The sequence below is a fragment of the Lactiplantibacillus plajomi genome, assembly GCF_005405405.1.
GTDB classification, from domain to species: domain Bacteria; phylum Bacillota; class Bacilli; order Lactobacillales; family Lactobacillaceae; genus Lactiplantibacillus; species Lactiplantibacillus plajomi.
Genome location: NZ_BJDZ01000017.1, coordinates 45,644 through 58,531, shown reverse-complemented (window position 1 = coordinate 58,531; position 12,888 = coordinate 45,644). Strand labels below are relative to the sequence as shown.

8 protein-coding genes and 1 pseudogene are annotated in these 12,888 nt (G+C 49.8%); all 9 read right to left on the bottom strand.

Going from position 1 to position 12,888, the window contains the following annotated elements; all coding sequences use genetic code 11:
• Positions 1-121: 121 nt before the first annotated feature.
• The 9 genes and pseudogenes from FFM82_RS08405 to FFM82_RS08365 all read right to left on the bottom strand — a co-directional run bounded on the left by FFM82_RS08405 (position 122) and on the right by FFM82_RS08365 (position 12,819).
• Complete coding sequence (locus FFM82_RS08405; protein ID WP_137645393.1) at positions 122-325, bottom strand: hypothetical protein; 204 nt, start codon at positions 323-325, stop codon at positions 122-124.
• Positions 326-538: 213 nt separating this feature from the next.
• On the bottom strand, positions 539-1,945 hold the full coding sequence (locus tag FFM82_RS08400; RefSeq protein WP_137645392.1) for a C40 family peptidase: 1,407 nt from the start codon (positions 1,943-1,945) through the stop codon (positions 539-541).
• Positions 1,946-2,314: 369 nt separating this feature from the next.
• Positions 2,315-3,280 carry a ribose-phosphate diphosphokinase gene (locus tag FFM82_RS08395; protein WP_137645391.1) on the bottom strand — a complete coding sequence of 322 codons (966 nt, stop codon included), beginning with the start codon at positions 3,278-3,280 and terminating at the stop codon, positions 2,315-2,317.
• Between the two features lie 103 nt (positions 3,281-3,383).
• Complete coding sequence (recD2, locus tag FFM82_RS08390; protein ID WP_137645390.1) at positions 3,384-5,915, bottom strand: SF1B family DNA helicase RecD2; 2,532 nt, start codon at positions 5,913-5,915, stop codon at positions 3,384-3,386.
• A gap of 12 nt (positions 5,916-5,927) precedes the next feature.
• Complete coding sequence (locus FFM82_RS08385; protein WP_137645389.1) at positions 5,928-6,623, bottom strand: tetratricopeptide repeat protein; 696 nt, start codon at positions 6,621-6,623, stop codon at positions 5,928-5,930.
• 12 nt (positions 6,624-6,635) lie between these two features.
• Complete coding sequence (locus FFM82_RS08380) at positions 6,636-7,301, bottom strand: histidine phosphatase family protein (protein ID WP_137645388.1); 666 nt, start codon at positions 7,299-7,301, stop codon at positions 6,636-6,638.
• Between the two features lie 189 nt (positions 7,302-7,490).
• Positions 7,491-10,535 carry a MucBP domain-containing protein gene (locus tag FFM82_RS08375; RefSeq protein ID WP_137645387.1) on the bottom strand — a complete coding sequence of 1,015 codons (3,045 nt, stop codon included), beginning with the start codon at positions 10,533-10,535 and terminating at the stop codon, positions 7,491-7,493.
• A 258-nt stretch (positions 10,536-10,793) separates the two neighbouring features.
• Positions 10,794-11,456, bottom strand: a pseudogene (locus FFM82_RS08370) (potassium channel family protein).
• A 10-nt stretch (positions 11,457-11,466) separates the two neighbouring features.
• Positions 11,467-12,819 (bottom strand): TrkH family potassium uptake protein, encoded by a 1,353-nt coding sequence (locus tag FFM82_RS08365; RefSeq protein WP_137645386.1) that lies wholly within the window; start codon positions 12,817-12,819, stop codon positions 11,467-11,469.
• Between the last annotated feature and the right edge of the window lie 69 nt (positions 12,820-12,888).

Sequence of the window (12,888 nt, the reverse complement as noted above, 5' to 3'; positions counted from 1 at the left end):
CTTCGGCCGTGAATTTGCTTCTAGGCATAGTAAAATCCCCTTAGAGTTGATAGACGAAATTATAGTTTTTCATCTGTCAACCTTAAGGGGACTATAGCAAAGTTAGGGGTTGGCTTTTATGTTAATCCTCAGAAGCGTTAATTGCTTCCAGAAGCATATCAAGCTGTTCACATTTTTCGGATAAGTGGCTGACCCGCTCCTTTAAGTGCGGGTACAGCGTCACTACCCGTGAGCGATCCCGTTGACTCGCAACCAGCGTCTTTAACCGGTCAAGTTCCGTATTAGCTTCTTGGTATTCTTCCAGAATCTCAAATCTGTTACTCACTTTAAACACTCCCTTAAAACAATGTTCTTATTTTTCGCATAGAAAAACGGCAAACTTAATATACCACAAACTTGTTAAAGTTTAAATCATATTATTAAGTTTTTTTAGATAAAAAAGATGGTTAGATAACCGGCCAACCAAACGACCAAACGACACGAAAAAACGCTGCTAGGAATCCCCCCTAACAGCGTTTTGATTATCTTTAATTGCGCCCTACTTAACGGTACCCGCAAAGCTCGGCATGAAGTAACTACTAATTGTTTGAACCTTAACGTTCTCACCGGCTTGTGGCGCCGCAACGAACTGGTTATTACCGATGTAAATTGCGTCGTGATAAGTGCCACCACGAGCACCCCAGAACAGGATGTCGCCTGGCTGCGCATCGGCAACCGACTTAGTGGTAACCTTTGCTTCCTGAGCCACCGTATTATGCGGTAATGAAATCCCAGCTGCGTGTTGGTAAACGTAGGCAACCAGCCCAGAACAATCCATGCCGGATAGGCTAGCCCCGCCCCAAACGTAAGGAATGTTAGCGTTGGCTAACTTCAACGCTAACCCGGTCACCGAACCACTAGTCAGCTCACTGTTGCTCGTGTTTTGCGTCGCAACGTTAGAAGTCGTTACTGACGATGCCGAGTTAGATGAGGAAACCAAGTCCGAAACGTTCACCGTGTTGGTGGTGTTAGTCGTCGCTGACGAGCTGGCACTTGCCGTTGATGTCGTTGAAGACGACGTTACCTGCGAACTAGCCGCACTCGTCGAACTAGATTGCGCCTGACTCGTGGCGTGGCTACTTGCCGCATTCTGAGTAGTTGAAGCCGATGAGGCCGCGGTTGTCTGCTGTACTGGCGCCTTGGAAACTGCCGGCGTATCGGCAGCGGCACTTACCGTCGTATTTGAGCTTTGTGTTGTACTAGTGGTATCCTGACTCGCGCTACTAGTGGCTTGACTAGTAACACTCGTCGAGCTGGCCACGCTAGCCGGTGCCTGACTAGTTGCCGCACTCGTCGCGGTCTTCGTTGCACCCTGACTTGCAACGGATTGCGCACTAGCTTGGCTGGTCTTGGCACTGCTGGTAACTGCTGAGGCGGCACTCGTTGAACTAACGTTGGTCGTTTGGGCCGACGCCGCAACTGACGACGTAGCGGCGGATGAAACCGGTGTCGTTTGTTTAGTGGTCGTCTTAGCTTCAGTCGTTGCGGGAACCTTCAACGATTGACCAGTAACAATTAAATCACCGGACAAGTTATTAAGCACTTGTAACTTATAAACTGATGTATGGTATTGATCAGCAAGATCCCATAACGTATCACCGGCCTGAACGGTGTGTGACCCGGTCTTAGTGGCCGAAGTCTTCGTAACGGTACCCTGCTTTGAACCGTTAATTTGTAACTGCTGACCGACAAAAATTAAGTCGGTATGCGCATCAAGCGCTTTAATTTTATTTAATTGTTCAATACTTTGAACGGAAACGCCGTGTTCCTGGGCGAGTCCCCAAACGGTATCATTGGCTTTTACCGTGACTGATGCTGCGTTGGCAGCTTGGCCTGTAGCAAGCAATAAACCAACGGCACCAACCGTACCGGCTAGGACCTTGCCCGTTGTATGTGCTTGTGACATTCAATTCACTCCTTCTAAAACAAGTCATTAAAGTAGGCTATCAAGTTTAAATCTTAAGAAAAGCTTAACGTCTTTTACAAATCATAATTTTATTGTAGCACAGTTTAAGAAAATGCAAACTAGAATTACTTATTTTTTTGTGAAACAATGCGTTTATTTAAAAAATACATCGTCCATCCCCGGCCAATACAATATGCCGGCACTCCGGGCTTCACAATCACAAGTAATCGGCTAACTCAGTGGTTCGCATCAACTTAGTCGCAGCATACAAATCGCGCTAAACCGTTGTTTGATTAAAAATTTGATTTAAACTGATTTTAGCCACAAAAAAAGTTTTCGCCGCCACCGGTGACGAAAACTTTTTGCTTGTTAAAGACGTGGATCAAATAACCCGTCGACTGGTCGCTGGGCGTGGATCAGTTTGATTGCATCCCCCAATAGTGGACCCACTGAAAGTTGGACCAACTTTGGAAATTGTTTGTTAGCTGGAATTTGAATCGTGTCCGTAACAATTACTTTTTCAAACGGCGCAGCTTGTAATTTCTCCGGTGCCTGCTGTGAAAAGATGGCGTGCGTGGCACACCCAAAAATTCTGGCCACCCCGGCCTTTTCCATCGTCTTGGCGGAAACCGCAAAACGGCTCCCCGTGTCGATCATGTCGTCAATAATAATTGCGGTGCGTCCGCGAACGTCGCCGATAATACTATCCGGAACGGCCGCGTCAGTCACCGGATTACGGTTATCAATAATGGCAATCGACGCGCCCAACAATTCGGCTAACTTCCGCGCCCGGGACACCCCGGCGTGGTCCGGTGAAACTACCACCAAGTTCTCAGTAATCCCACGGTCCTTGAAGTAGCTCGCTAAAATTGGGGCAGCTAATAGGTGATCGACCGGAATGTCAAAGAACCCTTGAATCTGGGCCGCGTGCAAATCGACGGTCAGCACCCGGGTGGCCTGATCATTTTCTAGTAAGTTCGCAATCAACTTCGCCGTAATCGGTTCACGTGAACGCGCCTTGCGATCTTGGCGCGAATAACCGTAATACGGGATCACCACGTTAATCTCACTTGCGCTCGCACGCCGTAACGCGTCGATCATGATCATTAATTCTAAGACCATGTCATTGACCGGATCCGAAATGGACTGAATAACATAGACTTCCGCGCCACGAATACTCTCTTCAATATTGATTTGAATTTCGCCATCGCTAAAGCGCTTAACGGAAGTTTTACTCAACGGAACCCCGACCCGCGCCGCAATTTTTTCTGCGAGTGGTAGGTTGGAATTCAACGCAAACAGTTTGAGTTTGGAATACGATTCATCTGCTGACATAACGCCCTCCATAAAATTATTCATCTTTGATACCTTGATTATAACAGTTAGCCGTCAAAAAGTGCACGGCGACGGTAATTTAATTAAATGAGCCCGCCTTAAATTAGTGCGCGGCCGGCATAAAGTCCTGCGGTTTAATACCGCTCATCCCAATCATCGGGTCAACCGTGCCCATCGTTACGAGCTCGGTCGTCAGGACGTGGCGGTGTGGGCCTGGATCGGTCGACTTCGCAGCTTCAGCTACCGGCTCGTTGGCAGCCACCTTAGTTGCCGCGGTGCTGGCCACCGTAGCTGTAGACTCGGCCGCCGAGGTATCACTATCAGTGGTTACCACCGCCGTCTCGCCACTAATCACTTGCCGTAACCGCTTGGTCAACGTCGTTTGGCGGTTGACCGACTCATTGGTTACGCTACGTTCAAACGCCTGGCTCTCCCCGAGCATGATCAACATCTCTTCGGCCCGGGTGACCGCCGTGTACAGTAAATTACGTTGAAGCATCCGTGAAAACTGGGGAACCATCGGCAGAATCACCATTTTAAACTGGCTCCCCTGTGATTTATGGATCGACATGCTGTACGCCAGCGTCAGTCGGTTCCAATCCGATCGTTGGTAAGTCACTTCGTTCTGGTCAAACGCAATCGTTAACTGATCTTTTTTGGATTCGTTATGCGGATCCTTAGCGAGGTCGATACCGACAACCTTACCAATATCACCGTTAAAGACGTTATCCTCCGGCGAATTCACTAGGTGTAAGACCTTATCACCGACCCGAAAATCCTGACCATTATAAGTCAGGTGCTTTTGCTGCGCGGACTTTAGTGGGTTAAAAATATTTTGAACGGTCGTATTTAGTTGGTCGATTCCCGCGGCACCGCGGTACATTGGTGCTAGAATCTGGACCTGATCAGCCGTAAATCCCTTTTGCTTGGCTTTGGAAACGACCTGTTCAACGATGTGGTTCACCTGAAAAGCGTTGCAAGCAATGAAGGAACGGTCCGGCTGATTGATCATAAAATCGTCCGGTAAGTGCCCGTCCTTAATGGCGTGCGCTAGCGGGATGATACTGGAATGATCATCCTGCCGGTAAATCGTATCCAATTCAATCTGCGGTAAGTCTGGCATTTGTAACAAATCGTGAAAAACCTGACCCGCACCGACCGATGGTAACTGGTCCTTATCGCCCACCAAAATTACCTGCATGTGACTCGGCACCGCTTGTAGCAGTAGCTCAAAGAGTTTCGTATCAACCATCGACATTTCGTCAATGATCAGTAAGCCGCCCTCCAAGTCCTTTGCCGGTTGCTCGGGGCCGTCTTCGCGCCCGGTCAACCCCAGTAGGCGGTGAATCGTACTAGCTGGTAGGTTGGTCGTTTCTGCCATCCGTTTCGCTGCCCGTCCCGTTGGTGCGGCCAGCAAAATTGGAAACGGTTTGTCCTTGTACTGATTAATATCCAGTGAAACGTCGTGCAGTTCGGCAAACAACGCGACTAGTCCGCGAATGATCGTGGTCTTCCCGGTCCCGGGACCCCCGGTCAATAAGAAGACGTGGGCACTAATGGCCTCACGTAGCGCCGTTGTTTGCGAGTCGTCGTAAGTCAGGTGACTCGCTTTAGCCACGTGTTCAATTGCTGAATCGATGGCCCGCGGCTTAAAGTCGGTATCCGCATCGGCATCTAATAGCCGCTTCAAATGCTCGGCAATCCGCCATTCTGCTTCGTACAAGTCGCGTAAATAAATCCGGTTGTCATCACCAACAACTTTATTTTGCTTGGCCAGTTCCACTAACTGATCCGCAATTTTTTGCGGGTCGACTTGCACGTGCCGGGCGTCTTCTAACAAACGCAACGTTGCCGCGAGCAGCGGCTTGGCCGTGGTGTACGTATCCCCGTTCTGCGAGCAAACCTCATTGATTTCCGTCAGTAATGCTGCTCGTAACCGGCTATCGGCCTGCGGATCGATTTTTAGTTGGGCCGCGATTTGGTCAGCCTTCTTAAAGCCGACCCCCTTAATATCCTCGACTAACTGGTAAGGATTTTCCTGAATCACGTTCAGGGTATCGGCCTGATACTTAGCATAAATTGCCGCTGCCAACCGACTGCCAAAACCGTAGGCATTAAGGCCGATAATGGTCTGTTCCAACCCGTTATTAACCCGCAACGTATCGATCAGCGTTTGCTGAACACCCTTGCGTAACCCAATCGGTTTTAAAACTTTAGGATCTGCCAAGATTTTATCAATCGCGTCTTCGCCCAACGTGTCAACAATGCGGGTCGCCGTCTGCTTGCCCAGCCCGGGAAAGTCGCTCCCGGATAAGTAGGCGATCAAACCGCTCCGCGAAGTTGGCGTCTGGTTTTGATAATTATCCGCCTGAAATTGAACACCATACTTCGGGTGGCGAACCGTTCGACCGGTGAAGCGGTAGGTCGTCTCTTCTTGGATATCCGCAAAGTTACCAGTCACGACGATCTCATCTTCGTGCCAGTCGATATTTTGCTCACTGACCTTGACCAACAAGACTTTATAAAAACTATCATTGCTGCTAAAAAAGACGGCCGCAACCTTCCCCACCACAAAGTGGGTCGTCATCGCACCGTTTTGCTGATCATTAAACAAATTTTCTTGTACGCCGGCCATGGTATCCCTCCCTTAAGAATTTGGTGTCGTCCGGTCATCGGAGCCTTGTTGCGCCCGCAACGTTTTTTCAATGTCCGTTAACTGCTGCTGGTGCCGCTCAAAATAATCGGCGTCTTGCCGTTGTGCTTGCTTAAATAGGTCGGCGTACGGCTTGCCTAGCACCATCGCCGTCAATCCCGCGTTGAACGCCGCCCGACCATTCGTCGGTTCAATTGTAAGCACCCGTTGATAATAATCGTACGCCTGTTGGTTATTGCCTAATGCAAGTAATATGTCTGCCACTAGCAAGTTGGCATCAACGTTAGCTGAATTTAACTCCTGGGCCGTGATTGCCCATACCAGTGCGTGCTGGTAATCCTTCTTCGCCATCAGTGACTGGGCCATCATCAAATACGCGTCCAGCTTTAATTTTGGGTCGTGAATTTGCTGATAAAAGGTCATCGCCTTGTCATAAGTCTGGGCCTGATAATAAACGTTGCCGAGCGCATAGCGAAAAAGGTCGGCGGCCGCTGCGTCGGTTTCAAACTTTCCCAACGCTTTCATCGCCAACGCTTCAGCCTGTTCAAAATCCTGACCAGCCGTTAATAAAACAACTAAGTCGTAATAAGGATGATAATCATCCGGATGCGCATCAATGGTGGTCACCAGTTGATGGACTAACGCTTGTTGTTGCTGACGGTCTGGCCGTCCTTGTTTATTCGTTGCCATCTTTGCGCCTCCTTAAATCGTGTCGGTCGGATCGGGACGCCGTGCCAAGTAGGACGTATCATTCCAGTCCAAGAGTTTAAACGACTGACCCCGGTCGCGCGTCTCTAAAATTGTCGTCGACGTATTCGACAACCCACCGCGACGACGCAACGTTGCCAATGATTCCCCCAATAACGTGTTTACCAACGCGTTAAGCGCGGCCCCGTGGCTCACAATAATCACGTTATCACTCCGCTTGGGGTTGGCCGCCACGATTTGGCGAATCGCTGGTAACATCCGTTTTAATAACTGCTGAAAGCTTTCGCCGTTAATTGCCGTCGGGTCGTACTGATCCGGGTGGTTGCGGAACGCGTCGTACTCCTGAGGGTACTTAACTTTCACATCACTAAACGCCATGCCTTCCATTTTACCTAAGTTAAATTCCCGTAAGCGACTCATGACCGTCAGCGGTAAGGCCGGTTGCGCCAAGTCATCCCGTAAGGTTGTCGCGGTCGTCCGCGCACGCTTGAGTGGGCTCACGTACAAGTGGCTAAATGAAATATCCTTCAAAGCCGCGGCTAATTGGTGAATCTCGTCATAGCTGGTTGGCAACAACGGCGAATCCCCTTGCGAGCCTTGGTAACGGCCTTCCAGGTTCCACTCGGTTTTACCGTGGCGAATAAATAATAGTTTGGTCAAATTAATTACTTCCTCATCCGGGTCGCTGACGACCGCTCAATATTATTACCATTATGCCAGTTTTCAGTTAAATTTTCAAAAATCAATCAAGTGCGATAAATTAAAATTATGTTAACTAGAAAAAGCGCAAAAAAAGCGAGTTAAGGGACACCCCCTTAACTCGACTTTTCTACCTGCTAAACTTATTGATTAAAACCGCCGCCGTAACCATTGCTTCAAGTTAGCAAACCCAGCTGCTAACGCGAGTAATACTATGCCAATCAAACTAGTGGCTACCGGTGCTTGTTCGTTAGTTTGTGGCAAGGCTGATTGCGGAGTGGCTGACGATTGCGCGGGTTTCACTGGTACCGCTGCTGATTGAAGACCAGTCACCGCACTATTCGCCGGTGAAGTGCCACCGCTAGTCGCGCCACTTGCTGATGACTGCCCCCCTAAAGGTTGGCTGCCAGCCGCGGCACTACCAGATTCACCACTGGTACTATCACTACCCGCAGCCGGAGTCGACCCAGATGGTGCTGAAGAGCTGTCACCCGCAGCGGCACCCGAATCGACTGGGTTTTCCGGCGCCGCGGAGCTTCCCGGCGTTTCTGACCCTACGGAACCACCCGTAGCGGCTGAACTACCGGGCGCTTCCGACGTATCGGCACTATCCGGCGTATCATTTTCGTCGCCGCTCCCCGGCGTTGAGTCTTTATAGGTGATTGTTAATGTTTCGTCGGGCGAATCCGCCGTAACTAACTTTTCGGGCACAATCACCTGACTTGGTAAGGTGTTCGGGTAAAGTGGACTGGTGACCGCCGCCAGTTGTGCACTACTCGTTGGTTGCCAGTCGTCATAAGTAACATCATCAGTCACGAGATCGCGGGTTGCGGTCCGTTCAAAGGTCACGCTTTGCACTACCGGCGTTCCAATTGGTTGTCCTTCAGCGTCTTGATAGTTGATTGTCCGCGTCACCGTCCGCTCGATAATCACGTCTTTCGGAATAATGGTACTATCCGAATCAATCGATAACGTTTGGTGCGTAAAGTCAACCCGGTAAGTTAAATCGGCGGCTGGGTCACTAAGTAACGCACTTCCCGTTGGTACGTCACTGCTGGTTAACTGGTAACCGCGGCTAACGTAATCGTTAATCGTTTGTTCGGGTGAATAGCTCGACGCTGAATCGAATAACCCGGTCACGGTATCGGTCGATAACACGGTATTCGTAACGGTATCCACGTACTCCACCGTCCGTGATAGTGTATTGGGGGTGTACAGGTACGTGATGGTTCCCGCGGTCAGTCCTAACTGACCGCTTTCGGGCAAGCTTCCCGTCAGCGTGCGGTTTACCGTATAGCCCGCAACGCTAGCCGGTTTGGCCGTATACGCATCGCCGACGTAACCGCTGATAGTCGTACTTGGTGCTAATTCCTTGCCGAACAATGTCTCGTACTTGACGGTGATCCCCCCGGCGGGTTCCCGCTCATAAGTGTACGTTAACGCCTGCGGATCCTGAGTATAGGTGCCAGTCAACGCACTACTACGGGTTGGGTCCAACCGGTAACCGTCAATGGCCGTCTGGTCGGTTAAATCATAGGCTTCACCAATTTTAGTCCCTTGGAGCTTGGTAGCCGGTTGAATCGCTTCACCAGTGGTGCCGTCCAAGTACCGCACGTTTAATTCGGGGGCCGTCAGCCAATTAGCGGGTTGATAAATCGCAACGTCGTAATTAATTGACACCCCGTTCGGATAACTAACGCTCATAAAGGCCTGGTTAACGTTTTCCGCCGTAACCGCCATCGTGTAGCCCGGAATACCATAGCTAAACCAGTTAGCCCCACTGACGGTCGGGTAAGCAGTTGGAATTTCAAAGCGTCCATCGCCCAACGCGGTCAGCGGCGTTGGTGTGACCGTCGTCGCACCGGTCGGACTACCACTAATCGTCGAATAATAATGGCTGGTTAGCGACTCACCCTGTAAGCCAATAATGGGTAGTGCGGTAAACACCGCTGGTTGACCAATCACCATATTCACCGGTTGCTCGTTGGCATTGACCCGTTGACCGAGTACGCCTAAGTACGCCGACCGGGTGAAGCCACTTAACGGTGAAAAATCGGTAATTGAGTTATTGCCTAAACTTAAGTTAAAAATCGAGCTAGTGCGGGTATTATCAATCGCCGTCAACCACGGTGCTAATTCAGCTAATTGTGCATTGGTCATCCCATTGGCATTCGTTTGGTAATCGGCCATGCCACCTTGATCAGTACCGGCAAATTGAACCCAGGATAACGTCACCGGATCAATTTTAGTTAAGGGTGCTAAATTAACAGCGCTCAGATCCTTGCACCAGATCGACAATTCTGAAAAACGGTCCGGTTGTAGTGGTGTTAAATCAACATCCGGATGAGGTAACGTCACGTAAAACTTAATTAAGCTGGTACTTGGTAAATACTGCAAGTATTGCATACCTTCCAAGTTGCCACTGAGCGCTAGGGGCACGTTCATCGTCCCAATATTGATGGTTCCGTTGAAGTTACGCAGCATCCCGACGGTGACCGGTGAAATTGCCTTGATACTGTTCATCACTTCGGCCTGAATACCGGGATCGCCAAACTGGACGACGGTCGTATCCGGTACCGCTTCGGACGTGGTCGGGGTATCCGCTTGCGAAGCGGTACCACTGGTCGCGGTACTAGTCGTACTGCTAGTAGCATTACTCCCCGCTTCGCTACTGCCTACCGTGACGGTCGTCGTCGTACTGATCGAAGTCCCGCTAGTCGCAGAACTTGCGGGAGCGGCCGTACTACTAGTGGGAGCCGCACTCGCCGCGGACGTGCCAGTTACCGTACTCGTACTGGTCCCCGTTTCCGTTCCGGAGGTGGTGCCACTGAGCGCTCCACTCGCTGCGGTTGTTTCAGTTTCCGTACTTGCCGATGAATCGGCTGTACTGGTTGAACTGGTGGAACCACCATAGCTGGCAGCGCTTTCGGCTTGCGACGTACTCGTCGCTGAGCTCGTCAGTACGGTCGCCTTAGTTAAGGTGGTCCCACTCGTCTGACCGACCGTTTCGGTGCTCGGCGTTGCGACCGATTGTGACGGATCGGTTGCCGCCGCGGCTGGGAGGGTCAATAAAGTTGCCCCCAAGCCGACGCTGGCCGCTAACAAGGTTACCGTCGTTTTCCACGAGCGCTGATATTCTCGCTTTTGATATTGATGATTAATTTGTTGTATCCGTTGGAGTTGGGTTAAACGCATTATCTCAACGACCTTTCTCAGGCGTATTCTAATCGATTCTCATTCATCCTAATCGGATTAACTCTTTGTTCCTTGCTCCTTAACGCCCTACTTATATGTATAGCACGGAAGCGGTAACACAACAATTTACAGGTTTGTACAAACCTGTTTTTTTACTGTTCGAATCGTAATTCACGTTAGTCAATTTTACTTGCAAAGCTTTTTACGCAAAAAAAAGGCCACCATTAATAACGGTGAACCTTCACTATATAATAGTAGTTATTTTTTTAAAGCCTCGTCTAACGCGTTAACCCCTTTGATTGGACCCACGACCGTGACAATGTCGTGAGTCTTCATCATATCGGTCGGTTGCGGTGAAACGTTGATTTCCTTACCGTGTTTAATGGCAATGACCGTTAAGCCAAAGCGTTCCCGCAAGTTTAAATCAATTAAGTTCTGATCAACAAACGTTGGGTCGGTAATTTCAATCGCGGCTAACGTGTATTCATCACTCAAGTCAATAAAGTTCAAGATGTGATTCGAAAGCAACTTGCGGACAATGCTGTGCCCCATGTCACGCTCTGGGAATATGACCTGATCGGCGCCGACCCGCTCCAAAACGCGCCCCTGGTCACTAGTTTCCGCCTTAGCAATCACCTTTTTAGCCCCCTGCTCCTTACTCAGCATGGTGGTTAAAATACTGGCTTCCATATTATTACCGATCCCGATGATGACGTAATCAAAAGTATCGATGTTTAAATCGTGTAAAACCTCTTCATCACGGGTGTCGGCAATCAAGGTCTGGGTCGCAACGTCCATCAATTCGTTGACCGGCCCTTCGTGAATATCCACGGCAAGTACGTCTTAATGGGCTTCCGCTAACGTGCGCACGACGCTTTCACCGAACCGGCCCAAACCAAAGACCGCAAAACTTTTCTTCATCGTTATCATCCTATCCAATCAAAATATTTTCTTCCGGGTAGCGAATCAGGTTGACCTTCGCTTGACGCTTCGACAGGGCGTACAGTGACGTAAAGATCCCGACCCGACCAATAAACATCAGTAACATGATAATTAACTTACCAATGACACTTAAATTAGGGGTCAGTCCCAAACTCAGGCCGACCGTTCCAAAAGAGGAAAGCACTTCGAACAAAATGTATTCCAGGCCAAAATCGCGCGGAATCGTTTCCGTCTGGGTCAAAATTAAGGTGGCGACCGTCATGACGATACTGGCTAGAAAGACCAGTAACAAGGCCCGACTGATGTTTTCTTGGCTAAAACGGCGGCGACTATACTCAACGTCCTTGCGTCCCCGAATCTGGGCAATGCTTTGAAACATTAGGACGCCAAAGGTGGTGGTTTTAATCCCACCGGCCGTTGACCCGGGGGTACCGCCAATGAACATCAAAATCATAATGACAAACAGGCTCCCGGCCTGTAGTTGGCCGGTCGGCATGGTAATCAAACCGGCCGTTCGCGGCGTGACGCTCAAGAACAACGTATTAATTGTCCGGGTAAACCACGACGTTCCGGCTGGCAACAGCCGTAAATCACGCTCCGTGACGAATAGCAAAATGAATCCGATGACGAATAGACTCAGCGTCGTCAGTAGGGTCAGCTTTGAGTTCAGTGTCAGCCGCTTACGCTCGTGGAAGAGTAGTAAGTCTCGCCAAACCAGGAACCCTAAGCCACCGGCAACGATCAGGATCATGGTCACGATCAGGACGTAGCCGTCGTTACGAAAACTGATCAGGCTATCACCAAAAACGTCAAAGCCGGCGTTACAAAAAGACATGACCGCGTGGTACATCGATACGTACAGGCCGTGGGTCCAGCCAAACCGCGGGACGAAGTCGACGGCAAACAGCCCCATCCCGCCAACTTGAAACGCCAGCGATAAACCGATCACGTACTTCATCACACTCTTGGTATCACTCAAGTTTTCTAAGTTCAGGGATTCCTTGACCATCAGCTGCGTTGATAAACCAATCCGGCGACGCATAATGTTAAATAACAACACCGCAAAGGTCATGTACCCCAACGCCCCAATTTCAGATAAGACGAGGATCACTAGCTGACCGAAAGTCGTCCAGTGCGTGGCGGTATTGACCACTGTTAAACCGGTAATACAGGTCGCCGAGGTCGCCGTAAACAACACGTTCATAAAACTGGTCGTTTGCCCGTCCGGCGTCGCCCACGGTAAACTCAGCAGGAGACTACCGATCGTGATCAAAATCAGAAAACCCGCCACCATTTTTTTCGACAGCGTATCAAATAATTTAATGTGTTTAAGTCGACTCATCTTCCACCCATCCTATTGCTATACTTCCCCTAGCTTAAGCAACAATTAACCGAAAATCAAGCGGTAATC

Bases quoted from the DNA above. Each gene is read 5' to 3' on its own strand.
- FFM82_RS08400 (WP_137645392.1), bottom strand. From the start codon at position 1,945: ATGTCACAAGCACATACAACGGGCAAGGTCCTAGCCGGTACGGTTGGT.
- FFM82_RS08395 (WP_137645391.1), bottom strand. From the start codon at position 3,280: ATGTCAGCAGATGAATCGTATTCCAAACTCAAACTGTTTGCGTTGAAT.
- recD2 (WP_137645390.1), bottom strand. From the start codon at position 5,915: ATGGCCGGCGTACAAGAAAATTTGTTTAATGATCAGCAAAACGGTGCG.
- FFM82_RS08385 (WP_137645389.1), bottom strand. From the start codon at position 6,623: ATGGCAACGAATAAACAAGGACGGCCAGACCGTCAGCAACAACAAGCG.
- FFM82_RS08375 (WP_137645387.1), bottom strand. From the start codon at position 10,535: ATGCGTTTAACCCAACTCCAACGGATACAACAAATTAATCATCAATAT.
- FFM82_RS08365 (WP_137645386.1), bottom strand. From the start codon at position 12,819: ATGAGTCGACTTAAACACATTAAATTATTTGATACGCTGTCGAAAAAA.